Origin of the sequence: Sphingobium sp. YBL2 (assembly GCF_000943805.1) — a bacterium.
GTDB classification, from domain to species: domain Bacteria; phylum Pseudomonadota; class Alphaproteobacteria; order Sphingomonadales; family Sphingomonadaceae; genus Sphingobium; species Sphingobium fuliginis.
In genome coordinates, this window is the sequence record NZ_CP010954.1 from 1,964,434 (window position 1) to 1,989,022 (window position 24,589).

At 66.2% G+C, this 24,589-nt stretch carries 24 protein-coding genes; 20 read left to right on the forward strand and 4 right to left on the reverse strand.

The window, feature by feature from the left end; translation table 11 throughout:
• The first annotated feature begins 10 nt into the window (after window positions 1–10).
• The 19 genes from TZ53_RS09010 to TZ53_RS09100 all read left to right on the forward strand — a co-directional run bounded on the left by TZ53_RS09010 (window position 11) and on the right by TZ53_RS09100 (window position 17,484).
• A complete protein-coding gene (locus tag TZ53_RS09010; protein WP_025548047.1) occupies window positions 11–1,453 on the forward strand; it encodes a 2-hydroxymuconic semialdehyde dehydrogenase in 1,443 nt (480 codons plus the stop codon).
• The gene (locus tag TZ53_RS09015) at window positions 1,450–2,259 is read left to right on the forward strand and encodes a fumarylacetoacetate hydrolase family protein (protein WP_083199059.1); all 810 of its coding nucleotides are present in this window, start codon (window positions 1,450–1,452) and stop codon (window positions 2,257–2,259) included. Before TZ53_RS09010 ends, TZ53_RS09015 begins: the two co-directional genes overlap by 4 nt.
• Window positions 2,252–3,037, forward strand: a complete 786-nt coding sequence (locus tag TZ53_RS09020) for a fumarylacetoacetate hydrolase family protein (RefSeq protein ID WP_025548044.1) — start codon at window positions 2,252–2,254, stop codon at window positions 3,035–3,037. Before TZ53_RS09015 ends, TZ53_RS09020 begins: the two co-directional genes overlap by 8 nt.
• Window positions 3,037–3,240, forward strand: coding sequence for a tautomerase family protein (locus TZ53_RS09025; protein WP_025548043.1), 204 nt, complete (start codon window positions 3,037–3,039; stop codon window positions 3,238–3,240). The genes TZ53_RS09020 and TZ53_RS09025 overlap by 1 nt, the downstream gene beginning before the upstream one ends.
• Window positions 3,240–4,130 carry an acetaldehyde dehydrogenase (acetylating) gene (locus TZ53_RS09030; RefSeq protein ID WP_044661074.1) on the forward strand — a complete coding sequence of 297 codons (891 nt, stop codon included), beginning with the start codon at window positions 3,240–3,242 and terminating at the stop codon, window positions 4,128–4,130. Before TZ53_RS09025 ends, TZ53_RS09030 begins: the two co-directional genes overlap by 1 nt.
• Complete coding sequence (gene dmpG, locus TZ53_RS09035) at window positions 4,127–5,173, forward strand: 4-hydroxy-2-oxovalerate aldolase (RefSeq protein ID WP_025548040.1); 1,047 nt, start codon at window positions 4,127–4,129, stop codon at window positions 5,171–5,173. The genes TZ53_RS09030 and dmpG overlap by 4 nt, the downstream gene beginning before the upstream one ends.
• A 29-nt stretch (window positions 5,174–5,202) precedes the next feature.
• A complete protein-coding gene (locus TZ53_RS09040) occupies window positions 5,203–5,976 on the forward strand; it encodes an SDR family oxidoreductase (RefSeq protein WP_044661075.1) in 774 nt (257 codons plus the stop codon).
• Window positions 5,977–5,991: 15 nt separating this feature from the next.
• Entirely contained in the window at window positions 5,992–6,417 is a 426-nt protein-coding gene (locus TZ53_RS09045) for a tautomerase family protein (protein ID WP_044661076.1), read from the forward strand.
• A 131-nt stretch (window positions 6,418–6,548) separates the two neighbouring features.
• The gene (locus TZ53_RS09050; protein WP_025548035.1) at window positions 6,549–6,896 is read left to right on the forward strand and encodes a 2Fe-2S iron-sulfur cluster-binding protein; all 348 of its coding nucleotides are present in this window, start codon (window positions 6,549–6,551) and stop codon (window positions 6,894–6,896) included.
• The gene (locus TZ53_RS09055) at window positions 6,893–7,339 is read left to right on the forward strand and encodes a GlcG/HbpS family heme-binding protein (protein ID WP_025548034.1); all 447 of its coding nucleotides are present in this window, start codon (window positions 6,893–6,895) and stop codon (window positions 7,337–7,339) included. The genes TZ53_RS09050 and TZ53_RS09055 overlap by 4 nt, the downstream gene beginning before the upstream one ends.
• Complete coding sequence (locus TZ53_RS09060) at window positions 7,340–8,272, forward strand: catechol 2,3-dioxygenase (protein WP_025548032.1); 933 nt, start codon at window positions 7,340–7,342, stop codon at window positions 8,270–8,272. It abuts the gene before it with no gap.
• Between the two features lie 64 nt (window positions 8,273–8,336).
• On the forward strand, window positions 8,337–10,886 hold the full coding sequence (locus TZ53_RS09065) for a TonB-dependent receptor (RefSeq protein WP_025548030.1): 2,550 nt from the start codon (window positions 8,337–8,339) through the stop codon (window positions 10,884–10,886).
• A gap of 292 nt (window positions 10,887–11,178) precedes the next feature.
• Window positions 11,179–11,430 carry a phenol hydroxylase subunit gene (locus TZ53_RS09070; RefSeq protein WP_025548028.1) on the forward strand — a complete coding sequence of 84 codons (252 nt, stop codon included), beginning with the start codon at window positions 11,179–11,181 and terminating at the stop codon, window positions 11,428–11,430.
• 23 nt (window positions 11,431–11,453) lie between these two features.
• Complete coding sequence (locus tag TZ53_RS09075; protein ID WP_044661077.1) at window positions 11,454–12,449, forward strand: phenol hydroxylase; 996 nt, start codon at window positions 11,454–11,456, stop codon at window positions 12,447–12,449.
• Window positions 12,446–12,718 carry an MmoB/DmpM family protein gene (locus TZ53_RS09080; protein ID WP_007684796.1) on the forward strand — a complete coding sequence of 91 codons (273 nt, stop codon included), beginning with the start codon at window positions 12,446–12,448 and terminating at the stop codon, window positions 12,716–12,718. Before TZ53_RS09075 ends, TZ53_RS09080 begins: the two co-directional genes overlap by 4 nt.
• A gap of 3 nt (window positions 12,719–12,721) precedes the next feature.
• Window positions 12,722–14,278, forward strand: a complete 1,557-nt coding sequence (locus tag TZ53_RS09085; RefSeq protein ID WP_025548024.1) for a YHS domain-containing protein — start codon at window positions 12,722–12,724, stop codon at window positions 14,276–14,278.
• A 51-nt stretch (window positions 14,279–14,329) separates the two neighbouring features.
• Window positions 14,330–14,689, forward strand: coding sequence for a phenol hydroxylase subunit P4 (locus TZ53_RS09090; protein WP_025548022.1), 360 nt, complete (start codon window positions 14,330–14,332; stop codon window positions 14,687–14,689).
• On the forward strand, window positions 14,689–15,747 hold the full coding sequence (locus tag TZ53_RS09095) for an NADH:ubiquinone reductase (Na(+)-transporting) subunit F (protein WP_025548020.1): 1,059 nt from the start codon (window positions 14,689–14,691) through the stop codon (window positions 15,745–15,747). The genes TZ53_RS09090 and TZ53_RS09095 overlap by 1 nt, the downstream gene beginning before the upstream one ends.
• Window positions 15,748–15,816: 69 nt before the next feature.
• Entirely contained in the window at window positions 15,817–17,484 is a 1,668-nt protein-coding gene (locus TZ53_RS09100) for a sigma-54-dependent Fis family transcriptional regulator (RefSeq protein ID WP_025548019.1), read from the forward strand.
• Between the two features lie 16 nt (window positions 17,485–17,500).
• Here TZ53_RS09100 and TZ53_RS09105 read toward each other — a convergent pair whose 3' ends face one another.
• A complete protein-coding gene (locus TZ53_RS09105; protein ID WP_025548017.1) occupies window positions 17,501–18,907 on the reverse strand; it encodes a sulfatase family protein in 1,407 nt (468 codons plus the stop codon).
• A 21-nt stretch (window positions 18,908–18,928) separates the two neighbouring features.
• Entirely contained in the window at window positions 18,929–21,289 is a 2,361-nt protein-coding gene (locus tag TZ53_RS09110) for a TonB-dependent receptor (protein ID WP_044661078.1), read from the reverse strand.
• A gap of 174 nt (window positions 21,290–21,463) precedes the next feature.
• Between TZ53_RS09110 and TZ53_RS09115 the strand changes: the two genes are divergently transcribed.
• A complete protein-coding gene (locus TZ53_RS09115; protein ID WP_037481824.1) occupies window positions 21,464–22,354 on the forward strand; it encodes a LysR family transcriptional regulator in 891 nt (296 codons plus the stop codon).
• Between the two features lie 225 nt (window positions 22,355–22,579).
• Here the strand turns inward: TZ53_RS09115 and TZ53_RS09120 are convergent, their stop codons facing one another.
• Window positions 22,580–23,671, reverse strand: a complete 1,092-nt coding sequence (locus TZ53_RS09120; protein WP_044661079.1) for a potassium channel family protein — start codon at window positions 23,669–23,671, stop codon at window positions 22,580–22,582.
• Between the two features lie 94 nt (window positions 23,672–23,765).
• The gene (locus TZ53_RS09125; RefSeq protein WP_025548010.1) at window positions 23,766–24,512 is read right to left on the reverse strand and encodes a type 1 glutamine amidotransferase domain-containing protein; all 747 of its coding nucleotides are present in this window, start codon (window positions 24,510–24,512) and stop codon (window positions 23,766–23,768) included.
• Window positions 24,513–24,589: the final 77 nt, after the last annotated feature.

Genomic DNA, 24,589 nt, shown 5'->3' on the forward strand with positions numbered 1-24,589 from the left:
GAGAGGACAGTTGGCGCATTTCCAGCATTTCATCGACGGAACCTTCACGCAGGGAACGTCCGGCAGGACTTTCCCCAAATATCGGCCCAGCGATGGCGCGCTGATCGGCCATGTGCATGAGGGCGGCCGCGCCGAAATCGACCTGGCGGTGCAGGCGGCGCGGGCGGCGCAGAAGGGCCCCTGGGCAAGGCTGACGGTGGACGATCGGTCCGACCTGATGCGGGCCGTCGCGGACGGCATCGTCCGGCGCTTCGACGATTTCGTGGCGGCGGAAATGGCCGATACCGGCCAGCCCCGGTCGATGATGGAACATGCCTTCATCCCGCGCGGCGCGGCCAATTTCCGGATCTTCGCCGACGTCGTGAAGAATGTCGCGACCGAGAGTTTCCAGACGCCGACCCCGGACGGGCGGGGCGCGCTCAACTATGCGATCCGCAAGCCCAAGGGGGTGATCGGCGTCATCTGCCCATGGAACGCGCCGTTGCTGCTGATGACGTGGAAGGTCGCGCCGGCGCTCGCCTGCGGCAACAGCGTGATCGTGAAGCCGTCGGAGGAGACGCCGGGCACCGCGACCCTGCTGGGCGAGGTGATGAACGATGCGGGCGTGCCCGCGGGCGTCTATAATGTCGTCCACGGCTTCGGCCCGGACAGCGCGGGCGGATATCTGACCCAGCATCCGGGCGTCGACGCGATCACCTTCACGGGGGAGACGCGCACCGGCACCGCCATCATGCAGGCGGCGGCGCATGGCCTGCGTGACGTGTCCTTCGAATTGGGCGGCAAGAACAGCGCGATCGTCTTCGCCGACGCCGATCTCGACGTGACGCTGGAGGCGCTGGGCCGATCCGTCTTCCTCAATTGCGGGCAGGTGTGCCTGGGCACCGAGCGGGTGTTGGTCGAGCGGCCGCTGTTCGAGGCGCTGGTCGCGGGTCTCAAGGAAAAGGCGGAGGCGCTCAGGCCCGGCGCGACCTTGGGCCCGCTCATCTCCGCCGAGCACCGCGAAAAGGTGCTGTCCTATTATGAAAAGGCCGTGGCGGAGGGCGCGAGTGTCGTGACCGGCGGCGGCGTGCCGACCATGCCCGAGGAACTTTCGGGCGGCCATTGGGTGCAGCCGACGATCTGGACCGGCCTGGCGGACGAGGCGTCGGTCTGGAACGAGGAGATTTTCGGTCCCTGCTGCCACATCCGCCCCTTCGACAGCGAGGAGGAGGCCATCGCCGTCGCCAATGCGACCGATTACGGCCTTTCCACCGCCATCTTCACGCGGGACCTGTCGCGCGCGCACCGCGTCGCGGCGGAGGTCGACGTGGGCATCACCTGGGTCAACAGCTGGTTCCTGCGCGACCTGCGCACGCCCTTCGGCGGCACCGGGCATAGCGGCATCGGCCGGGAAGGCGGGGTCCACAGCCTCGAATTCTATACCGAGCTGCGCAACATCTGCGTGAAACTGTGACCGTGCTGGACGCGGCCGCCATCGCCCGGCACGGCGACGAACTGTACGAGGCGCTGGTCGCCGGCGCGACTGTCCCCAATCTGCGGGACCGGGTGCCGGGCATCACCATCGTCGATGCCTACCACATCCAGGCCCGCATGATCGGGCGGCGCGTCGCCGCGGGCGAGACGGTCGTCGGCAAGAAGATCGGCGTCACCTCCCGGGCCGTGCAGAACGCCATCGGCGTGTTCGAACCGGACTTCGGCATATTGACCAGCGCCATGGCCTATGACGATGGCGCGACCGTCCCGATCGAAGCGCTGATCCAGCCCAAGGCGGAGGCGGAGATCGCCTTCGTCCTGAAACGCGACCTGAAAGGCCCGGGCGTCACGGCGGCGGACGTGCTGGCGGCGACGGACCATGTCCGCGCCTGTTTCGAGATCGTCGACAGCCGCATCACGAACTGGGACATCCGCATCCAGGACACGGTGGCCGACAACGCCTCCTGCGGCGTCTATGCGCTGGGCCGCGAGAAGATCGATCCGCGCGACGTGGATCTGGCGCTGGCCGGCATGTGGGCGGAACGCAATGGCGAGCAGGTGGCCGTGGGCGTGGGCGCGGCCGTGCAGGGATCGCCCGCCAATGCGGTCGCCTGGCTCGCCAATACGCTGGGCCGGCTCGACATGCCCTTCCTGGCCGGGGAGGTGATCCTGTCCGGCGCGCTGGGGCCGATGTTCCCGGTGGGCGAGGGCGACCATATCGCCATGCGCATCGGCGGGATCGGCGATTGTTCCCTGACCTTCGGCCGGAGGACCGCCGATGCTTGATGCAGCAGCCATCGCCGAACTGGCGAACCGGGTGGACGGCGCCCAGTCGAACCGCCACACCATCGCGAAGCTGACCGACGATTATCCGGGCATGACCGTCGATGACGGCTATGCCGTGCAGGACGAATGCCTGCGCCGCTGGCAGGCGCGGGGCCGGGCGCTGATCGGCTACAAGGCCGGTCTCACCTCGCGGGCCAAGATGATCCAGATGGGCGTCGACGTGCCGAGCTTCGGCCTGCTGATGCGCGACACATGCGATGCGGAAGGCGGCGTGGTGCCGACCGCCGGGCTGATCCATCCGCGCGTCGAGGGGGAAATCGCCTATGTCATGGCCCGCGACCTGTCCGGCCCGGCCGTTTCCATCAATCAGGTCCATGCCGCGACGGACTTCATCCAGCCCGCCATCGAGATCCTCGACAGCCGGTTCGAGAAGTTCAGGTTCGACCTGCCGAGCGTCGTCGCGGACAATGGCTCCAGCGCGCGCTTCGTCATGGGCGGGCGGATGCGGCGGCCCAATGATGTCGACCCCGCGACCATCGGCATCGTGCTGGAAATCAACGGCGAGGCGGCGGCGCTGGCCTGTTCGGGCGCGGTGCTGGGCCATCCCGCCCGCGCCGTGCAGATGCTGGTCGCCTGGCTCCATGAGCGGGGGCGGATATTGCCCGCCGGCTCGGTGGTGCTGACCGGCGCCGCGACGGAAGCGATGCCGATCGCGAAAGGCGACATCGTTTGCGCCCGCTTTCAGGACATGGGCAGCATCAATGTGAGGATAGACTGATGCCGATTATATCCGTGGTCATTGGCGAAGGCCGCTCGATGGAAAAGAAATGGGCCTTCATCCGCGCCCTCACCAGGGCGACGGTCGAAACCATGGACGTGCGTCCCGACCAGGTGCGCGTGATCCTGAACGAAACCCCCTTGGACCATTATGCCGTCGCCGGCGTGACGTTCGGCGAAAAGGCGCAGCAGGGACAAAGTTGATGACCAAAAGGAAATGCGCCATCATCGGGCCGGGCAATATCGGCACCGACCTGCTCTACAAGCTGCTGCGTTCCGACAGGCTGGAGCCGGTCTGGATGGTCGGCGTCGATCCGGCGTCCGAAGGGCTGGCGCGGGCGCGGGAGCTGGGGCTGAAGACCACCGATGCGGGCGTCGACGGCCTGGTGCCGCATGTCGCCAGGGACGGCGTGAAGATCGCGTTCGACGCGACGTCGGCCTATGTCCATGCCGAAAACAGCCGCAAGCTGAACGAGCTGGGCGTGCTGATGATCGACCTGACGCCGGCGGCCATCGGTCCGCTTTGCGTGCCGGCGGTCAACCTGGCGCAGCAGGCGCGCGACGGCGCGGTCAACGTCAACATGGTGACCTGCGCGGGTCAGGCGACGATCCCGATGGTGAACGCGGTCAGCCGCGTCCAGCCGGTCGATTATGCGGAGATCATCGCGACGGTGGCGTCCAGGTCGATCGGCCCCGGCACCCGCAAGAATATCGACGAATTCACCCGCACCACCTCCGCCGCGATCGAGAAGGTGGGCGGCGCGGCGAAGGGCAAGGCGATCGTCGTCGTCAATCCCGCCGAACCGCCGCTGATGATGCGCGACACCGTCTATTGCGAGACCGCCGACGAGCCGGACCGGGACGCGATCGCCGCATCCGTGCAAGAGATGATCGCGCAGGTGCAGCGCTATGTGCCGGGCTATCGGCTGAAGAACGGGCCGACCTTCGAGGGGCGCAAGGTCTCCATCTTCCTGGAGGTCGAGGGGCTGGGCGACTTCCTGCCCCGATATGCGGGCAATCTGGACATCATGACCGCCGCCGCCGCGCGCACGGGCGAGATGTTCGCGCAGGAGATGATGGAGAGCGTGCAATGACGACGACGGCGCAGATCAAGGGCCGGAAGGTCAAGCTGCATGACATGTGCCTGCGCGACGGCATGCATTCGATGCGGCACCAGATCAGCCTGGACCAGATGATCGCCATCTCGACCGGGCTGGACGAGGCGGGCGTGCCCCTGTTGCAGGTGACGCATGGCGATGGGCTGGGCGGTTCGTCGCTCAACTATGGGCGCGGCGCGCATAGCGACCGCGACTATATCACCGCCGTCGCGTCCCGCATGAAGAACGCCACCGTGTCGGTCCTGCATGTGCCGGGCATCGGCACGCTGGACGAACTGCGCATGGCGGCGGATTGCGGCGCGGGCTGCGTCCATGTCGCGTCCCACTGCACGGAGGCGGACGTGACCGAACAGCATATCGGCCTCGGCCGGAAGCTGGGGCTCGACACGGTGGGCTTCCTGATGATGGCGCACATGACCTCGGTCGAAACGCTGGTCGAACAGGCGCTGCTGATGGAAGGCTATGGCGCGACGACCGTCTATTGCGTCGACAGCGCCGGTTACATGCTGCCCGAAGATGTGACGGCGCGGATCGGCGCGTTGAAGGGCGCGTTGCAGGCGGAGACGGAGATCGGGTTCCACGGCCATCACAATCTTGGCCTTGGGATCGCCAATTCGCTGGCCGCCGTGGCGGCGGGCGCCAGCCGGATCGACGGGTCCGCCGCCGGTTTCGGCGCTGGCGCCGGCAACACCCCGCTGGAGGTATTCGCCGCCGTGTGCGAGCGGATGGGGGTGGAAACGGGCGTCGACACCTTCCGCCTGATGGACGTCGCGGAGGAGCGGGCGCTGCCGATGATGGCGAAGCCCCCGCGCGCCGACCGGGACAGCCTGACGCTGGGCTATGCCGGGGTCTATTCCACCTTCCTCTACGCGGCCAAGGATTGCGAGCGCAAATATGGCCTGCCCGCCCGCGACCTGCTGGTCGAACTGGGCCGCCTGAAGATGATCGGCGGGCAGGAGGACATGATAGAGGATACCGCCCTCACAATGGCGAAGGAGCGCGGGCTGATTTCGGCCTGACGCCCGGTTTTCAGATCGGAGTGAAGAGCATGTCCGTTCCGGGCAGGAATTTCGGCGCCCATTGCGTGGTCGTCGGCGCGAGCGGCGCATTGGGCAAGGCGATCGTCGCCGGGCTGGTGGCGCGCAAGATGCATGTCGTCGCGGTGGCGCGGTCGCGCGAGCCGCTGGAGGCGCTGGTCGATCGCCATGGCGCGGGCGTGGTGATGCCGGTCGTGGCCGACTTCGCGTCCGACGATGCGGTCGATGCGCTTCGGGCGCGGCTGGACCGGCCGGTCGCCATGGTCGTCCATGCGCCCGGCGTGCCGGTGGCGGGCGGCATTCGCGCCGCGCCCACCGACGCGCTGGTGGAGGCCTGCAACATCAAGGTCGGCGGCTTCGTCCGGCTGGTGCGCGCGGTGGAGGACCGACTGCGCCGCCACAGCCGCCTCGTCGCGATCGGCGGCCATTACGGGTTCGAGCCGACCGCCTATGCCGCCACCGCCGGGGTCGCCAATGCGGCGCTCGCCAATGTGGTGCGGCAGATGAGCTGGGCCTATGGCGGGGAGGGGATCACCGCCCATCTTGTCGCCCCCGGCCCCGCCGATACCGATCGGCTGCACAAGGTCGCGGCGGCGCGGGCCTCGGAAAACGGCGGCTCGGTCGCGGACGAGCTGGACGCGATGCGCGGCGAATCCGCCATCGGCGCGCTCACCACCCCGAGCCAGGTCGCCTGGGCCGTGGCGATGCTGCTCGATGCGGAGGCGGACGCCATGGCGGGCGCGGCGATAATGCTGGACGCGGGCCGCCGGCGCGGCCTGCCTTGAGGAAGGAGAAGCGGCATGCCCATCGTGCAATTCCATCTGGTGGCGGACCAATATCCGGAAGAAGCCGTCGCCGCGCTGCTGGAGGCAGCCTCGTTCTTCTATGTGCAGGCGCTCTATCCCACGGTTTCGCCGCCGCCCCTGGAGCGGGTGCGCGCTTTCGCCACGAGCGTGCCGGCGCATCGCTGGGCGACGGGCGGCCGGCTGGTCAGCGATGGCGGGGCGGCAGCGCCCTGGTTCACCTGCATCGCCCTCGAAGGCCGCCCGACAGAACAGTTGCAGGCCCTGGCGGCGGGGTTCACCGACCTTGTCGAACGCCATCTGGGCTGCGACCGGTCGCTGATACGCGGCACGGTGATGCCGGTCGCCCCCGCGCTGTGGAGCATCGGCGGCGTTCCCGCCAGCGAGGCGCGCGCGTCCGAAGCGTCGCTGCGCGCCGGATGACGGGCCAAGGATGATGGGCAGGGGTGATGCGCATGGAGTATCACAGGCGAGCGGAAAGGGTATTTGTCGGTAATTCACCCCATGATTATGATCGGTGAAAAGAACAGAATGACTGGCAGGAGAGAGATCGGATGGACGATCGCGATGTTGAAGGCCTGACCCAAGCGGCGCCGTTTCAGATAGAGATAGGGGGCGTGCGCTTTCCCTGCCGCGCCGACCAGAGCCTGCTGGCGGCGATGATCGCGTCCGGACGCAAGGCGCTGGCCGTGGGATGCCGCAGCGGCGGGTGCGGCGTCTGCCGCATCCGGATACAGGCGGGCCGCTGTTCCACCGGGCATATGAACCGCGCCGTGGTGAGCGCCGCCGATGAGCAGGCGGGCATCGTCCTGGCCTGCCGCGCCTATCCGTCGAGCGATATTCGCGCCGTGCCGTTGCCGCGCGCATCCTTCGGCGCCGCCCCGGTCGGCCGCGCCGCATGAGCGCGATTGCGGAGATCGGCGCCCCCGCGGCGCAGGCGGTGGAGCGGATGCTGTCCGCCGGCCGCGCCCGCGCGGAGGCGATCGGCGCCCGCGTGCATGTCGCGGTCGTGGATGGGGCGGGCAATCTCGCGGGCTATCTGCGGATGCCGGGATCGTTCCTTAGTTCAGGCGAACTGGCGATCGACAAGGCCTATACCGCTGCCAGCTTCGCAATGGCGACGCGCGATTTCGGCGCGCTGCTGGAGCGGGCGCCCCGCCCGGTGCGCGACGGTTTGCTGCGCCGGCCGCGCCTGACGGAAGTTCCGGGCGGCTGTCCCGCCGAGGTGCAGGGGCGCCTGATCGGGGCGGTCGGCGTGTCGGGCGGCAGCGAAGTGGAAGACGAGGACATCGCCGCAGCCGCCCTGGCGGCCATGCTGCGCGACGATATTTCTGGGAGAGAATGAATGGCGATTCGTGGATTGCTCCGGGTCGGCGAAGTGTGCGTCAGGGTGTTCGACATCGACGACGCGCGCCGCCACTATGGCGAGCGGATGGGTCTTATCGAAACCTATCAGGGCGACCCCGACAAGCTCTATTACAAGGTCGCGGACGAGCATGACTGGTATTCGCTGGTCCTGGAGAAGGCCGATGCGCCCGGCGTCGAATATTTCGCCTTCCGCACCTATGAGGATGCGGAGATCGACCATTTCGCCGCGGCGCTGACCGAATATGGCCTTGCCGTCGAACATGTCGAGCCGGGCGTGTATCCCAAGAGCGGCCGGCGCATCCGCTTCACCCTGCCGTCGGGCCATGTCATGCACATCTATGCCGACAAGGAGAAGATCGGCAACGGCATGCCGACCCGCAACCCCGGCACCATTCCCGACGAAGGCTATATTCGCGGCTTCCGCTGCGTGCGGCTGGACCATGTGCTGCTGGGCGGACCCAACATCGTCGAGAACAGGGACATCTTCACCGGGATATTCGGCTTCACCGTCAGCGAGGAACTGGTCACGCAGGGGGACGAGACCCGGCTTGCGGTCTTCCTTTCCTGCTCCAACAAGCCGCATGACATCGCCTTCATCCTGCAACCGGATGGCAGCCGCTTCCACCATGTCTCCTTCCTGCTGGATTCGGTGAACGACCTGTTCCACGCGGGCGACCTGATCGGCAAATATGAAATCCCGGTCGACGTGTCGGTGAACCGCCATGGGGTGACGCGCGGCGCGACCATCTATTTCTTCGATCCGTCGGGCAACCGCAATGAAGTCTTCACCGGCGGCTATGTCCATTATCCCGATACGCCGACGCTGACCTGGGACACCAGCCAGTTGGGCAAGGCCACTTTCTCGCAGGACAATATGCCGCGCGAGAGCTTTCTGAACGTTCTGACCTGACGGTCATCGACAAGACAGGCCGCGACAAGGCGGCCGATACATAAGGGACAAGGGGAGTTTTATCATGAAGTCTGGAATTTCGAACGGCGCGTCCGCGCTGGCGGTGGCGCTCGTCCTTTCGACATCGGCCGCGATGGCGCAGGACGCCGCCGCGCCGCAGGAGAATGTCGGCCTCCAGGACATCGTCGTCACCGCGCAGAAGCGGTCCGAAAGCGCGCAGCAGGTGCCGATCGCCATTTCCGCCGTCACGTCGGAAGCGCTCCAGTCCAAGGGGCTGACCGACATCGCCAGCATTTCCGGACAGGCGCCCAACGTCACCCTGAAAAGCTCCGGCGCGTTCGGCGGGTCCAGCTCGACCCTCTTCACCTATATCCGCGGTATCGGCCAGAATGATTTCGGCTTCAACCTGGAACCGGGCGTGGGCGTCTATGTCGACAATGTCTACCTCGCCCGCAACATCGGCGCGAATGTCGACCTGCTGGACCTTCAGCGCGTCGAAGTGCTGAAAGGACCGCAGGGCACGCTGTTCGGCCGCAACACCATCGGCGGCGCGCTCAACATCGTCACCTCCGATCCGGGCGACGAATGGAAGGTGAAGGGCGAAGTCACGACCGGCCGCTACGATCGCATCGACGTGCGCGGCGCGCTGGAAGCGCCGTTGGCGCCGGGCGTGCTGCACATGGGCCTCGCCTTCTCCACCAAGCATCGCGACGGCTGGCAGAAGCGCATTCCCTATGAAGGCGATACCGGCAACAACCCGATCTGGCTGCTGGCGACCGGCGGCGCGTCGGGCGGCCCCGCCAACGGCAATACGGACGGCGCGATCCTCTTCCCGACGACGGCGAAGGACAGGCCCGACCGGTCGGGCAACATGAACCAGACCGCCGTGCGCCTGAAATTCCTGTTCACGCCCAATGACAGGCTCACCATGCGGCTGATCGGCGACTATCTGAACGTGGATGAGCAGGCGACGCCCTTCTCGCTGCTGGCGGTCAACCAGAATGCCTATGTCGCGCTCTACAACACCTGCATCTCGGGCAATCCGGCCTTCTACGCGCCGGTCGCCGCGCTGGCGGGCGTGCCGGCCGCCGGCGTGACCGACCTGTGCCAGGGCGTGCGCGGCAATGCCGGGTCGCCGGCCGGCATCCAGCCTTCGCTGGAAAGCCAGGCGGGGCAGAACCTGCCCTATGACAACCGCTATGTGATCCGCAACGCGGACGGCAGCATCAATCCCGATCTCAGCTACGCCAGCGGCGCCAATTACAACAAGATCGACAATTACGGCATCAATGGCCAGATCGATTACGACCTGACCGATGCGCTGACGATCAAGTCGATCACCGCCTATCGCCGGCTGAAGTCCAAATTCGGCGCCGACATCGGCGGCGCGCCCTTCTCCGCGCTCGCGCCCACCTTCGCGGATTGGGAAAACCAGCTTTCGCAGGAAGTGCAACTGGTCGGCAATATATGGGAAAACCGCTGGAAATTCGTGCTGGGCGGCTATTATTTCCATGAATATGGCCGCCACGCGGACCGGGTGCCCTTTATCGGCGGCATGATCCAGATCGTGTCGAACGACCGTTACGACACCAAATCCTATGCCGCCTTCATGCACAACAATATCGATGTCATCCCCGACAGGCTGGGGCTGACCCTCGGCATCCGCTATACCCGCGACGACAAGCGCTTCACCGGCACGCAGCGGGACGAAAACGCCTTCGGCCTGCGCTTGACCCAGGCGCCGCCCGCGCTCGTCCTGCCCGATCCCAACGACATCTACCGCGTCTATCCGCTGGGCGAAAACAGCATGTCGTTCGAAAATGTCTCCTACCGGATCGGCGCGGAATATCACATCAACCGCCGGGTGATGGCCTATGCCTCCTACGCCACGGGCTACAAGGGCGGCGGCTGGACCACGCGCCTGACGCTGCCCAATTTCACCGTCGTCAACGGCGTGCCGGTCAAGCTGCCCGCGCCGACCTTCGGCCCGGAAAAGGCCTATACGACGGAAATCGGCATCAAGTCCGAACTGTTCGACCGCCGCGTCCGGCTGAACGTCGCGGCCTTCAACACGGAATATAACAGCATCCAACTCACCTTCCAGAACGGGTCGTCCCCGGTCACCGCCAATGGCGGGGACGGACGCATCCGCGGCGTGGAGGCCGAGCTGAACCTGGCCCCGGTGCGCAACTGGACGCTGGACGCCAGCCTTGGGTATCTGGACGCGGAATATCAGAGCATCCTGCCCGGCGTGCCGCTGACGGGGAAGGAGAAGTTCGTGAACACGCCCAAATGGCAGGCGCAGGCAGGCACCGCCTACACTTTCGAGACCAGCGGCATCGGCAGCTTCACGCCGCGGGTCGACTGGACCTATGCCAGCAAGACCTATAATGACGAGGCGAATACGCCGGTGCTGGCCACGCCGGCAGGCAGCTTCTTCAACGGTTCCGTCACCTGGCGCGCGCCCGGCGAACGCTACGAAATTCAGGCCGGGGTCACCAACATCGCCGACCGCCGCGCCGTCGTGTCCGGCTACACCAATGCGGAGGCGATCTATTCGGGCGTATTCAGCCGCCCGCGCGAATGGTTCCTGACCCTGCGCGTGCGCAACTGAGGACAAGGGGGTTCCCGTGGCCGGTCGGGCGTCGCGGGACAGAGGGCGCAAGGGACGGTTCCCGCGCGCGGCCTGCCATGACCGTCCGGATCGGCTGCCTCCGCAGCCCGGTCCGGGCGGTCCTTTTTTGGGCGGGAAGGGGCGGGCGCGATTTCGACAAAATTGTCGACGGCGGCCCGCCCATGACAAAATTGTCGATGCGGCGTGCGCGAAAAGTCCGGATTTCCGGGAAAATCGAACTGGCATGGGCCTTGCTAAACAGAAAGGACAAGGCAACAGCCGGGAGAGGAAGATGGCGGAACGACCGCAATCCGACATATTGGACGCGAAGTTCGTGCGCGTCCGCAACCGCCGCGAAAACGGCCTGATCGAATTCGACTTCGCCATCGGCGCCCCGGAAATCTTCGTGGAACTGCTGATGCCGACCGCGGCGTTCGAGGAATTCTGCGCCGTCAACCGCGTGACCGACGTGACCGGCCAGCCGCTGGAGCAGGACGATTTCGACGCCCGGCTGGCGCGGGTGCTCGCCGGCGAAGCCCGATAAGCAAGAGAGGAGAGACCGACCCCATGCAGATGGACCTGCGCACCGTCACCATCGCGCCGCAGCGGCAGACCTATGGCCATGTCGCGCGCCATATCGGCGGCGACAAGCCGGCGTCCCGCTATCAGGAGGGCACGATCGGCCTCCAGACCACGGGCAACCAGCATTATCGTCCGCTCTGGGACCCGGCCCACGATTATTTCGACGAAAGCCGCACGAAGCTGAAGATGGCGGACTGGTACGCCTTCCGCGATCCGCGCCAATATTATTACGGCAGCTACGTCCTGGCCCGCGCCAGGCAGCAGGAAGCGGCGGAGGCCGCCTTCGACTTCGTGGAGACGCGTGGCCTGGCCGACGCATTGCCCGACGACATCCGCGCCCTCGCGCTCGACCTGATCCTGCCGCTGCGCCATGTCGCCTGGGGCGCGTCGATGAACAATGACTTCATCGCCGCCTATGGCTATGGCACGGGCATCACCCAGCCGGCGCTTTATTATGCGATGGACCAGCTGGGCATCGCGCAGTTCGACACGCGCCTTGGCCTGCTGCTCGCCGAACCCGAAGCGCTGGACGCGGCCAAGGAGGCATGGCTGCACGACGTGCGCTGGCAATCGCTGCGCCGCCTGGTCGAGGACTTGTTCGTGGAGCAGGACTGGTTCGAACTGTTCGTAGCGCAGGATCTGGTGCTCGACGGCCTGCTCTATCCCCTGGTCTTCCAGACGATCGTCGACGGCGACCTGGCGCAGCGCGGCGGCGCCGCGGTGGCGATGGTCACGCAGTTCCAGAATGAATGGGCGGCGGAAACGCGCAAATGGGTCGACGCGCAGATCAAGGCGGCCTGTGCCGACGATGCGGGCAATGCCGCGCTGATCGGCCAGTGGATCGCCAAATGGACGCCGCGCGCCGCCGCGGCGCTCTGTCCGCTGGCCGAAATGGGGCTGGGGGACCGGTCCGCCGCCGTCATGGACGAACTGTGCGCCGCGCTCGACGCCCGCGCCGCCAGGGCGGGGGTCCGCGCATGAGCAGCACCGTCTTCCTCGCGCTTCAGGCCAATGACGACACCCGCCATGTCATCGACGCGATCATGGCGGACAATCCCGCCGCCAGCCTGGACCCGCAGCCGGCGATGGTGCGCATCACCGCGCCGGGCACGCTGGTCGTGCGCCGCGAAACGATCGAAGAGCTGATCGGCCGCGATTTCGACCTTCAGGAACTGCACGTCAACATGATCTCCCTGTCGGGCCGCGTGGACGAGACCGACGACATCTTCACTCTGAGCTGGGACCGCTGAGCCATGGACATGCCCGTCACGAAGAAGAAGAAACTCGGCCTCAAGGAACGCTATGCGCTGATGACGCGGGGCCTGGGCTGGGAACCGAGCTATCAGCCGATCGACGACATCTTCCCGATGGACCGGTTCGAGGGGATCAAAATCCACGACTGGGACGCATGGGAAGACCCGTTCCGCCTGACCATGGACGCCTATTGGAAATATCAGGCGGAAAAGGAGCGGAAGCTCTACGCCATCGTCGACGCCTTCGCTCAGAGCAACGGCCATCTCACCCTGTCCGACGCGCGCTACATCAATACGGTGAAGCTGTTCGTCAACGGCTTCGCCCCGCTGGAATATATGTCGCACCGGGGGTTCGCCCATATCGGGCGGCAATTCCGGGGCGTCGGCCCGCGCGTCGCCTGCATGATGCAGTCGCTGGACGAAATGCGCCATTCGCAGACGCAGATCCACGCCATCAGCAATTATAACCGCTATTATAGCGGCATGGCGGAGTTCCGCCATCATCACGACTATCTGCCCTATCTTCAGGTGCCCAAGAGCTTCTTCGAGGATGCGGCGACTGGCGGCCCGTTCGAATTCATCGTCGCCATCGGCTTCGCCTTCGAATATGTGCTGACCAACCTCGTCTTCGTGCCCTTCATTTCGGGCGCGGCCTATAATGGCGACATGGGCGCGATGACCTTCGGCTTTTCCGCCCAGTCGGACGAGGCGCGGCACATGACCCTGGGGCTGGAGGTCATCAAGTTCGTGCTGGAGCAGGACCCGGTCAATGTCCCCATCGTCCAGAAATGGCTGAACAAATGGACCTGGCGCGGCGTGCGGCTGCTGACGCTGGTCGCGATGATGCAGGATTACATGCTGCCCAAGCGGGTGATGAGCTGGGCGGAGGCGTGGGAAATCTATTTCGAGGAGAATTGCGGCGCCCTGTTCCGCGATCTCGCCCGCTACGGCATCGTCATGCCGCCCTGCGTCGAGCAGATCAGGCTGGAGCGCGACCACCTGTCCCATATCGCATGGTGCCATTTCTATCAGGCGCGCGGCACCAGCGACTTCCATGTCTGGCTGCCGTCGAAGGAGGACATGGACTGGCTGTCCGCCAAATATCCGGACACGTTCGACCGCTATTACCGTCCGCGCTATGAATATTGGGCGAAGTGCGAAGCGGAAGGAAAGCCGTTCGAGGCGACGGCCGTGCCGATGCAGTGCCAGGTCTGCCAGATTCCGATGATGTTCACCGAACCGGGCGATCCGCTGACACTGTGCCAGCGCCATGCCGACTACAAGGGCGAGCAATATCATTTCTGTTCCGACCATTGCCGCGAAATTTTCGAGGATGAACCGGAAAAATTCATCCAGTCGAAGATCGCCGGGCATGAGGTCTTCAAGGGCAACGCCTTCCGCCCCGGCACGGACCCGACGGCCGAGGGCTTCAATCCCGCCGCCGAGGCGCTGGCTTTCTTCCGCATCGAACATGGCCGCGACAACGGCCTGCACAACGGGTCCACGGATGAAAGGAACTTCGCCATGTGGCGCGGCCTTGCAAAGGCCAACGACTGACAGCCGGCCACACCGCCCTCACGGAAGGGATCATATTCCAGGAGAGACATCATGGCCGTCAAAGCCATCGACACCTATGAATTCGAACCGGCCGACAAGGCTGAAAATTTCCACGGCGCCTGCGTCATCTATGCCGGCTGGGACGGGCATCTGCTCTTTTCCAGCCCCTATGCCTGGCCGTTGCCGCCGGACCTGCCCTTCGCGCACTTCATCGCCGGACCCATGGCGGAGATTTTCGGCCAGCATCCCGACTGGGCGGGGATCGACTGGAACAGCGCCGTCTGGACCCGTAACGGCGAAGCCTTCGCCCCCGACATGCAGGCCAGCATCGCGGCCAATGGCCTCAGCCACAAGGATGCGTTGCGCTTCCGCACGCCTGGCCGCGACGGCCTGAACGGAGCCGGCATCTGATGAGCTACACGCTGACCATCGAAACCACCGGCGACGAGGTGGAAGTGGCGGAGGGGCAGACCATCCTCGACGCCTGCCTGCGCGCGGGCATCTGGTTGCCGCATGCCTGTTGTCATGGCCTGTGCGCCACCTGCAAGATCCAGGTGACGGACGGCGAAATCGACCATGGGGAGGCGTCCAGCTTCGCGCTCATGGATTTCGAGCGCGACGAGGGCAAGGCGCTGGCCTGCTGCGCCCGCCTTGAAAGCGATGTCAGCATAGAGGCGGATATAGAGGAAGACCCCGACGCATTGGGAATCCCGGTCGAGGATTTCGAGGGCGTCGTCACCCGCATTGATCCGCTGACCCCGACCATCAGGGGCATCCATGTCGCGCTGGATCGCCCGATCCGCTTCCAGGCGGGGCAATATGTGAACCTGACGGTGGGGGAGGAGGGGGTTCTGACCCGCGCCTTCTCCCTCGCCAGCAATCCCCATGCGCCCGGCGCCGTCGAACTCAATATCCGCATCGTGCCCGGCGGCGTCGGGACGACATGGATACATGAGCATCTGAAGGAGGGCGACCGGGTGAAGCTGTCCGGCCCCTATGGCCGCTTCTTCGTGCGCCATTCGGCGAAGGCGCCCATGCTCTTCCTGGCCGGTGGTTCGGGCCTGTCCTCGCCCCGCTCGATGATCCTCGACCTGATCGCCCGCAACGAGACGCTGCCGATCACGCTGGTCTATGGCGCGCGCAGCCGGGAGGAGCTTTATTATCATGAAGAGTTCGAGGCGCTGGCCCGGACCCATGCCAATTTCCGCTACGTCCCCGCGCTTTCGGACGAACCGGCGGACAGCGGCTGGACGGGTTTTCGCGGCTATGTCCACGAAGCCGCCAGGGCGGCTTTCGACAATGATTTCCGCGGACACAAGGCCTATCTTTGCGGTCCGCCGGTGATGATCGAGGCCTGCCTTGCCACGCTGATGCAGGGGCGCCTGTTCGAAAAGGACATCTACACCGAAAAATTCTTCTCCGCCGCAGACGCGCAGCAGGTTCGAAGTCCGCTTTTCAGGCGCATCTGACCGGATATTGCGCTAGGATCGGGCTGAAAGCGGCGAAACGGCCGGACCGGCGAGGGGAGAAGGGCAAAGATGGCGAGCAAGGCGCTCGACGACCGATCGGGCCGGATCGACCTGTGGTCGAAATTGCGGTTCGACCCCGGCACCGGCACCGTCTGGCTGGACGAACAGCGGATGCTGCTGCTGCACGCCGGGTCGCTGGGCGCGCTGCGGGCGGAAATGGTGCGCACGCTGGGCGAAGGCCGGGCCGGCGCGCTGCTGATGCGCATGGGCTATCAATCCGGCATGCAGGATGCGGAGATCGCCCGCAAGATGGTGGGCGACCGCGATTATGAGGAGGTCTTCCTGCTGGGCCCCCGGCTGCACAAGCTGGAAGGGCTGGTGCAGGTGGAGACCATCCGGTGCGAGCTGGACCTGGACGCCGGGCGTTTCCACGGCGAGTTCCGTTGGACCGAAAGCTGGGAGGCGGAAAGCCAGATAGTCCATTTCGGCATCGGCGAACACGCCACCTGCTGGAACCAGTTGGGCTATGCCTCCGGCTATGTCAGCGCCTTCATGGGCCGCCCGGTCATCTTCCGGGAGACGATGTGCAAGGCGAAGGGCGACCCGCATTGCACCATCGTGGGCGAGATCGCGTCCGACCTGCCCGCGGACGACCCCTATCTGAAGGCCATGCACCCGGAGGACATAGCCGGCCAGTTGCGCGCCATGGCGGAGGAGATCGGGGAACTGCGCGCATCCCTGCGGCGGGAAAAGCAGGCCGGATCGCTGATCGGCCAGTCGCCCGCTTTCCTGAAGTCGATGAACCTGCTGCGCCGCGCCGCCGACAGCAGCATCACCGTCCTGCTGACCGGGGAAACGGGCGTCGGCAAGGAAGTGTTCGCCCATTGGCTGCACGACAACGGGCCGCGCCGCGACAAGCCCTTCGTCGCGATCAATTGCGGCGCCATCCCCCATGACCTGATCGAAAGCGAGCTGTTCGGCGTCGAGCCCGGCGCCTATACCGGGGCCCAGCGGCAGCGGCTCGGCCGGTTCGAGCGGGCGGACGGCGGCACGCTGTTCCTGGACGAGGTGGGCGACCTGCCCCTGCCCGCGCAGGTCAAGCTGCTGCGCGTGCTCCAGACGGGGGAGGTGGAGCGGCTGGGCGGCGACAGGCTGCGCCATGTCGATGTCCGCATCGTCGCGGCGACCAATGTCGATCTGGCGTCGGCGGTGGCGGCCCGGACGTTCCGCGCCGACCTCTTCTACCGGCTCAACCCCTTTCCCGTCGCCATCCCGCCGCTGCGCGATCGGGCGGCCGACATTCCGCTGTTCGTCGAGGCGCTGGTGGAACGGCTCACCCGGCGGCACGGCAAGCCGGTGCGCGGCGTGTCCGACCAGGCGATGCGCGCGCTGATCGCCTATCGCTGGCCGGGCAATGTGCGCGAGCTGGAGAATGTGCTGGAGCGCGGCGTGCTGCTGGCCGAACCGGGCGGGCGGATCGACGTCGACACCCTGTCGATCGTGCTGGAACCCGACAGCCGCGAACAGGCGCATGTGCGCCCGGACGGCAGGCTGGCGGTCACCGGCGCGCCGCTGATACCCGACATCGAAAGGGCGCCGCTGCTGCTGGCGGATTATGAGGCCGCGCTGGTGGAGGAGGCGCTGCGCCGCGCCGGGGGCAATGTCGCGGATGCGGCGCGCATGCTCGGCATGTCCCGGCGGCAGCTCGACTATCGATTGAAGCAGGCGGGCGGCTGAACGCCGCGAACGCCCTTCATTCCCCGGGGCGGTCTGCGAACTTGCCCAGCATGTCCTCGCTATAGCTATGCTCCGGATAGGGCAGCATCTGTGCCAGCCAGCCGGCATGGGCGGCCTTGAGCTCGGCGACCTTGCCGGGCATCGCCGCCTTGCGGTCGGCGCGTTCGCGCTCATCCTGCGACAGGTCGAACAGATAGTCCCGCCCGTAGGACCGCAGATATTTCCACTGGCCGCTGCGCACTGCGATCTGGTCGCCGGCGCGGTGGCGCCAGAACAGCGTGCGGTCGGTCCTGCTGTCGACGTCGCGCAGGAAGGGCATCAGGTCGATGCCGTCCAGCCCCTCCACCCGGCCGGGGTCGCCGCCCGCCGCCGACAGCAGCGTGGGTAGCGCGTCCATCGACATGGTCACCTGCGCGCTGTCGCGCCCCTTGGGCAGATGGGCGGGCCAACTGACGATCAGGGGCACGCGGATGCCGCCCTCCAGCAATTCGCCCTTCATCCCGGTCAGCGGCCAACTGTCGGAAAAGCGCTCTCCGCCATTGTCGCTGGTGAAGATCACGATCGTGTCCTCCTCCAGCCCCAGCCGCGCCAGTTCGGCCAGCACGCGGCCGACATTGGCGTCCATGCTCTCCATCATCGCGGCATAGGCGCGGACATTGCCGCCGTCCATCTGGCGCGGATCGGCGGTGGCGCTGCCCTGGGCGGCGTCGCCGGGGCCCTGCCAGGGCCAATGGGGGGCGGTGAAGTGCAGGCTGATGAAGAAGGGGCGGTCCTGCCGCGCCGCCTGCTGCATCCGATCGATCGCCTTCGCGCCCAGCAGGTCGGTCAGATAGCCGGGGCGGTCGATTTCCGTCCGGTTCTCGAACAGCTTGCCCATCTCATGGCCGTTGATGCTGGTCGCATGGGCGAAATAGTCGGTGCCGCCCGACGCTATGCCGAAGAAATAGTCATAGCCGTGATCGAGCGGGCTGGAGGCCGGCAGTTCCCCCATATGCCATTTCCCGACCAGCGAGGTCGTGTAGCCCAGATCCCGCAGCAGGCCGGGCAGGGTCCTGGTGCCGCGGGGCAGGGACAGTTCGGCGCCGTTGAAGGCGATCGGCTCCTCCAGCCCGATGCGGAACCGTCCCTGGTAACGGCCGGTCAGCAGGGCGACGCGGGTGGGTGAGCAGACGCAGCTATTGGCATAGGCGTTGCCGAACTTCACGCCCCGAGCGGCAATGGCGTCGATCGCCGGGGTCCGGATGTTGCGGCTGCCATAGCAGCCCAGGTCGGCATGGCCCATGTCGTCGGCCATGATATAGAGGATGTTGGGCCGGCGCGGGCCGGATCGCCCGCCGCGGGCGACGGCGGGGGCCGCCACCGCCGAACCCAGGGCGGCGAGCGCCGCCCGGCGCGTCATCGCGCCGGTCATCGATGTCTTCATGTCGTCAAACCTCCTGTCCGGTCACCAGCGCGTCGACAGCGTCACGCCGTAGAGGACCGTTCCTTCGTTGGGCACGCAGGTGTTGGTGTTGCTGAGGCCGTCGAACGGCTCCTTGCGCAGGCAGGTCTTTTCCGAGGTCAGATTGTCCGCGTAGAAGGAAATCTGGTGCCGCCGGTCCCGCCCGAAATCGAAGCCGATGGAGGCGTCGACGAAGAAGCTGGGATCGATATAGCCGCTGCGCGCCTTGGTCAGTTCATTATATTGCGCGCCGACATAGCGGCCGCTGAGCCGCCCGGTCAGGCGATTGTCGCCCAGCTCGACGGTCTGGCTTGCGGTCCCGTTGAACGACCAGCGCGGCGATTGCTGGAGCGGCGCGCCCTTGAGCGCGGTCTGCGGGGTGAGCGCGCCGACGTCGATCACCTCGGTGTCGAGGAAGGCGCCCGCCAGGTCCAGTTCGAAGCCGCCGCCGGGCGCGATCTTCGCCTCTGCCTCCACGCCGGTCAGCCGCGCCTTGGGCAGGTTGATGAAGGCCGGGCCCAGCACCGGCACCTGGCCGAAGGTCTGCAGGTCCTTCCAGTCGTAGCGGAACGCCGCGACGTTGATCTGCACCCGGCGATCGAACAGGCGCGACTTGAGCCCGAGTTCATAGGCGTTGAGCGTTTCCGGGCGGACCGGGGTGTTGCCGGTGCCGTTGAACACGCCCTGGGCGCGGATGTCGAAGGAACCCGACTTGAAGCCGCGCGAATAGCTGAGATAGGCCATGACGTCGGTCGCCAGTTCGTAATTGGCGGAGATTTTGCCCGCCAGCTTGCTGACATCCTGCTTCAAGGGCGTGAGCGGGCCGTGGCAGCCGACCACGCCGGCCGCGCAGGGCAGGGTGAAATTGGCGGCGAGGCCGGTCAGGAAGCCGCGCGAGAAGAAGAAGTCGGCGGGCAGGCGGGCCGCGCCGGGCAGGCCGGTCACGCTGTCGAGGGCGGTGATCACGTCGCGCAGGCCCTGCCGTCTGTCATTGGTCCAGCGCAGGCCCGCGCTGATGTCCAGCCGGTCGGTCAGCGCATAGTCGAGTTGCCCGTAGAAGGAGGCGATCTCCGCCTTCTGGTCGATGGCGACCATCGGCACCACCGCCAGCGTCGGCGGTCCGGCGAAATTGTTGCGCACGATGGTGGCCAGGCTGTCCTTTTCATAGGACCAATAGGCCCCGGCGATCCATTTCAACGGCCCGTCCGCGCCGGAGGTCAGCCGGACCTCCTGCGAATAGACGTCGTAGAGCGCGTCCTGGAACACCTGGACCTGGGCGTAGGGCAGGCCGCCGCCTTCCTCCGCATAGAGAACCTTGGTGCGGTCGAAGGCGGAGATTGCGGTCAGGGAGAAGCCGCCGAAATCATGGCGCAGGCGCAGCGATCCGCCCTCGAAATCGACATCGGCCAGATTGCTGCCCGCGTCATAGGCGTCGCGCCAGCGCGACAGGGAGGGATTGAAGGTCAGGCCGCCCTTGCCGGTCGACACGCAATTATTGACGCGTTCGAACTGTTCGACGCCCAGATCGTTGGCGGGGCATGGGGTGACGCCGTCGGGCAGGAAACGGCCGACCGCCTTGCGCGGCGGACGCGATCCGCGATTATAGCCGACATGGCCCGACAGCAGCAATTCCGTGTCGTCATCGGGTTGCCAGCCGATGCCGAAGCGGCCGGAATAGCGCTTCGTCGACCCGATCTTCTCGCCGGTCGCGACATCCCGGAACACGCCGTCGCGGGTCTGCACCTGCCCCGCCACGCGGATGGCGAGCGTATCGGTCAGCGGCACGCCGATCGCGCCTTCCACATCGATCCGGTTGAAGCGCCCGGCATTGATGCGGGCATAGCCGTTGAAGCCCTGGCCCGCGTCGGGCCGGCGCGACACATAGTTGATCGCGCCGCCGGTGGTGTTGCGGCCGAACAGGGTGTTCTGCGGCCCGCGCAATATCTCCACCCGTTCCAGGTCGAACAGGCCGAAGGTGCTGGAGAAAGGCGTCACCAGCGACACCTCGTCCAGATACTGGCCCACCGCCTGTTGCGCCGTAAGGTGGAAATTCTGGGTGCCGACGCCGCGGATGGAAATGCCCGCATTGACGGCAGAGCTCTGCTTGAAGCTCAGGTTCGGGAATTGCCGGACCAGATCGGTCGGATCGGCGATCCGCCGTTCGGCCAGGGCCTCTCCGCCCAGCGCGTTGATCGCGATCGGGATGTCCTGGACATTTTCCGCGCGCTTCTGCGCGGTGACGACAATGTCCTGGATGCCGGACGATCCGGCATCGTCCTGCGCGGCCGCCATCGCCGGCAGGCGGAGCCCGGCGAGCAGCGCCAGCCTCGGCATGCGGCGCGCCAGATGTCGTTTCCCGTTCATATCTCCCCCTCCATGATCTGGCCGATCATCCGTCGGCCCCGCTTGTTCCGGGTACTGTCGCCATAAGGAGGCGGCAGGACAATGGGGCTCGACCTTGCCCGGTGACAAGGTGCAGCCTATACCCTGGTGCAGCGCCCGCAGAGGCGCGGCAGCAGCAGGGGGGAGAGATCGGCCATGTTCCGTTTCACGCCGCGCCAGTTGGAAATCTTCCTGGCGGTCGGCCGGGCGCAGTCTTTCCGTCAGGCGTCGGAAAATCTGCGCATATCCCAGGCTGCCGTCAGCGAGCAGATGCGCGCCTTGGAACAGCAGATAGGCGCCACCCTGTTCCACCGCAGGGCGGGACGCAGCATGCGCCTGACAGCCGAAGGCGAACGCTTCCAGGAAGGCGTCAAGACCTTCGTCCAGAAGGGGCATGAGCTGGGACGGCTGTTCCGCGGGGCGACGCCGCAGAAGCTGCGCATCTTCATCGGCACCTTCCTGCTTAACGAATATGTGCGGCCCGCGCTGCCGCGTTTCCTGATGGAGAATGCCGACATTGCCCTGGATTTCGTCCACAACGCGTCTGGAGCGGATGTCGACGACCAGGTGGCGCGGGGCATTCTGGACTGCGCGATATTCTCCCGCGAGCAATCCGATCCGCAAGGCGGGTTCGAACCGATCTTCGCAGAGCCGGCCTTCGTCTTCGCCACGCGGGAGCTGCGCGACCAGGCGAAGCTAAGGGGCTTGCAGTCGCTCCCCTTCATCAGTTGGAACATTCCGCCGCTGCGGACCTGCGACCAACTGCGCATGCTCGCATCGGCCGGAGTCATGCAACCGGTTTTGCACAGCGAGGTGCAGCATCACGAGGTTGCCGTGGAACTGGCCACGCAGGGCGCGGGGGCCGTCATCATGCTGCATTCCACTGTGCAGAGGCTGGATCGCCAACACCGCCTGGTGCCGATCGTCAAGGTCGGCACCTGGGAGAGGCGGCTGTTCCTCTCCCAATCTCTCGATCAGGGCACGCGCGACCGCCTGGCTTTGTTCTTTCGCGAAGTCGTCGGCAACGGGGAAGCGCGCCGTGGATGATTTCGATCCATCAGCTCTTCGATCGAAAGGTCCCAGTCACTTGCGACAGGATGGCGTTCTTCAGCTACACAACGTTCACGCCGGCAGATCGGACGCACCAATATCTTTTGCGCTACCTGTCCTTTTGGGCGACCATTGGCGTTTCCCATGGGTGCCTCTGATCCTAACAACGACTGCCTCCAATCTTCACCGCAGAATTGCGGTCGGCAGCCCAAATCGCAAGCGTCAATATGCGGCGCCTGTCTCAGTTCGCGCGGGCCGCCGGTCGATCTCGGGCATGGCATAGCCCAGGGTCGGAGCAACGCGCCGGACCAGCGGTTCCCATTCCTGCCGCGCCGCGACATATGCCTCGATGCCGTCCGCCTTCACCGCGATCCCGGCGTTTCTGAGCGTCCGGGTCGCATGCAGATAGCTTTGGCGGAGGCGCTGGACCTCGGCGGCGGCATCGCTGCGGACGTCGGCGGTCGGGAAGTTCGAATCCAGCGTCTCCAGCAGCAGCCGGGCGCCGCGTCGCATCGAGGCGGCCGGGGCGAAGGCCGCCGCAGCGCCATGGCGCCGCGAATCCAGCGCGGTTTCGATCAGGGTAGCCGCGTCGAGCAGGACGAAGGTCAACCGCGACACGGCGTAGAGCGGCTCCTCGAAGCGGAAGTAGAACAGCAGCGGATAGAAATGGTGCGCCTCCTTGGTCGCGGCGAGCGATCGGGCGAGATTGCCCAGTTCGCTGGCCGCGTTGCTCGCCTCGCCTTCCGGCATGAGCCGCGCCAGCATCACCGCCGCATCGCCGGTTCCGTCGGTCATCAGGTCAACCGCGAGCGCCAGGACATTGCGTTCGCGCAGGCCGGAATAGACCTGGACGAGATAGCTCAGCACCAGTGACAGCACCGACGCGCCGATCAGCGAATTTATGAGGAAGAGCAGGCGCGTGCCGGTCGTGTGCGGCGAATAATCGCCGCCCCCGACGATCGACAGACTGTTCCCCGCGACCAGAAGCGCTGTCACGAAGTCGGTCGGGGACTCGCCGCTGGACGGCCGGATCGCGGTGCCGAGTTCCGGCCGGATCACGAGCGCAGCGCCCAGCGAAAGGCCGACCGCCCAAAAGCCTATCAGCGAAACGACGATGAGCGGGCCGGCGAATGAGAGCATCGTGCCGCGACGCCTGCCCAACAGCCCGGCGATACCGTGGAGCAGCGCCCACATCCCACGGTTCCAGTGGGGCGCGAGCAGCCCGGTGCCCGCCCGCGCATAGAGCACGGTCAGGAAGATGTCGGCGAGGAACAGCAGGATCAACGCCGCGCCGAATATCTGTTCGATGATCATGTCCTACCCTCAACAGGCGCAATCGGGCAGCCGGGGATCTGCGCCCGGTCGGCAGTCCGGTTCCTACCGGCGCGGTCTCTCGGCTCCTCGACCCTTATATGGCGGCGGCATCCCGGTGAACCGGTGGCGCGGACTTCCGCAGGGCCTGGGCGACCGCTTCGCCGACGCCGCGCGCGCTCGCCGGGTTCTGGCCGGTGATCAGCCGCCCGTCCTCCACGACATGCTTGCCGAACGGCAAGACAGCCTTGGTGTAGCGCGCGCCGCGCGCCTTCAATTCTTCCTCCAGGTTGAACGGCACGATGTCTTCGCGATTGTCGGCCTGTTCCTCGGCCCAGGAGAAGGCGGTCAGGTCCCTGTCCTGCACAAGCCAACGGCCGTCGCCCAGCCTTGCCTCCATGAACCCCACCGGGCCATGGCAGACGGCGGATACGATCTTCCCGCTGTCGTGGAATTCGGCAAGGAGGCGGCCAAGCTCGGGCGAGCGGAAGTCCCACATCGTGCCATGGCCGCCCGCCAGATAGATGGCGTCATAGTCCGCGACGCTGACCTCGCCAAGCGGCAGGCTGTGGTTGAGGCGGTCCATGAACTGCCTGTCACGATAATGGCGGGTGACGCCGCCGCCAAGGCGGCTGTTGTGCCCCATTTCGGGCATCATCAGCCCCTGGGGATCGAGCGGGACCCAGCCGCCCGACGGGCTCGCAATCTCGCTTTGGAAGCCGTGCTCCTCGACCGCATCCCAGAAATGGGTTAGCTCCCCAAGCCAGAGGCCGGTCCTGAACCCCACTCGATCATATTGGTCGACATTGGTCACGACGATAAGGATTTTGCCGGTTCGATCCATGATCATCCCTCATTCATTCAAATTGCGGCCGGGCTCCGCTGTCCGGCGGAGCTGGCGGCGCTGTCGCCGGCGAACGC

Excerpts from the sequence above, each read along its gene's own strand:
- TZ53_RS09070 (WP_025548028.1), top strand. The coding sequence starts at position 11,179 with ATGGCGGAACGACCGCAATCCGACATATTGGACGCGAAGTTCGTGCGC.
- TZ53_RS09085 (WP_025548024.1), top strand. The coding sequence starts at position 12,722 with ATGGACATGCCCGTCACGAAGAAGAAGAAACTCGGCCTCAAGGAACGC.
- TZ53_RS09020 (WP_025548044.1), top strand. The coding sequence starts at position 2,252 with ATGCTTGATGCAGCAGCCATCGCCGAACTGGCGAACCGGGTGGACGGC.
- TZ53_RS09110 (WP_044661078.1), bottom strand. The coding sequence starts at position 21,289 with ATGAACGGGAAACGACATCTGGCGCGCCGCATGCCGAGGCTGGCGCTG.
- dmpG (WP_025548040.1), top strand. The coding sequence starts at position 4,127 with ATGACGACGACGGCGCAGATCAAGGGCCGGAAGGTCAAGCTGCATGAC.
- TZ53_RS09090 (WP_025548022.1), top strand. The coding sequence starts at position 14,330 with ATGGCCGTCAAAGCCATCGACACCTATGAATTCGAACCGGCCGACAAG.
- TZ53_RS09050 (WP_025548035.1), top strand. The coding sequence starts at position 6,549 with ATGGACGATCGCGATGTTGAAGGCCTGACCCAAGCGGCGCCGTTTCAG.
- TZ53_RS09125 (WP_025548010.1), bottom strand. The coding sequence starts at position 24,512 with ATGGATCGAACCGGCAAAATCCTTATCGTCGTGACCAATGTCGACCAA.
- TZ53_RS09095 (WP_025548020.1), top strand. The coding sequence starts at position 14,689 with ATGAGCTACACGCTGACCATCGAAACCACCGGCGACGAGGTGGAAGTG.
- TZ53_RS09075 (WP_044661077.1), top strand. The coding sequence starts at position 11,454 with ATGCAGATGGACCTGCGCACCGTCACCATCGCGCCGCAGCGGCAGACC.
- TZ53_RS09055 (WP_025548034.1), top strand. The coding sequence starts at position 6,893 with ATGAGCGCGATTGCGGAGATCGGCGCCCCCGCGGCGCAGGCGGTGGAG.
- TZ53_RS09065 (WP_025548030.1), top strand. The coding sequence starts at position 8,337 with ATGAAGTCTGGAATTTCGAACGGCGCGTCCGCGCTGGCGGTGGCGCTC.
- TZ53_RS09040 (WP_044661075.1), top strand. The coding sequence starts at position 5,203 with ATGTCCGTTCCGGGCAGGAATTTCGGCGCCCATTGCGTGGTCGTCGGC.
- TZ53_RS09045 (WP_044661076.1), top strand. The coding sequence starts at position 5,992 with ATGCCCATCGTGCAATTCCATCTGGTGGCGGACCAATATCCGGAAGAA.
- TZ53_RS09105 (WP_025548017.1), bottom strand. The coding sequence starts at position 18,907 with ATGAAGACATCGATGACCGGCGCGATGACGCGCCGGGCGGCGCTCGCC.
- TZ53_RS09060 (WP_025548032.1), top strand. The coding sequence starts at position 7,340 with ATGGCGATTCGTGGATTGCTCCGGGTCGGCGAAGTGTGCGTCAGGGTG.
- TZ53_RS09120 (WP_044661079.1), bottom strand. The coding sequence starts at position 23,671 with ATGATCATCGAACAGATATTCGGCGCGGCGTTGATCCTGCTGTTCCTC.
- TZ53_RS09080 (WP_007684796.1), top strand. The coding sequence starts at position 12,446 with ATGAGCAGCACCGTCTTCCTCGCGCTTCAGGCCAATGACGACACCCGC.
- TZ53_RS09030 (WP_044661074.1), top strand. The coding sequence starts at position 3,240 with ATGACCAAAAGGAAATGCGCCATCATCGGGCCGGGCAATATCGGCACC.
- TZ53_RS09115 (WP_037481824.1), top strand. The coding sequence starts at position 21,464 with ATGTTCCGTTTCACGCCGCGCCAGTTGGAAATCTTCCTGGCGGTCGGC.
- TZ53_RS09025 (WP_025548043.1), top strand. The coding sequence starts at position 3,037 with ATGCCGATTATATCCGTGGTCATTGGCGAAGGCCGCTCGATGGAAAAG.
- TZ53_RS09100 (WP_025548019.1), top strand. The coding sequence starts at position 15,817 with ATGGCGAGCAAGGCGCTCGACGACCGATCGGGCCGGATCGACCTGTGG.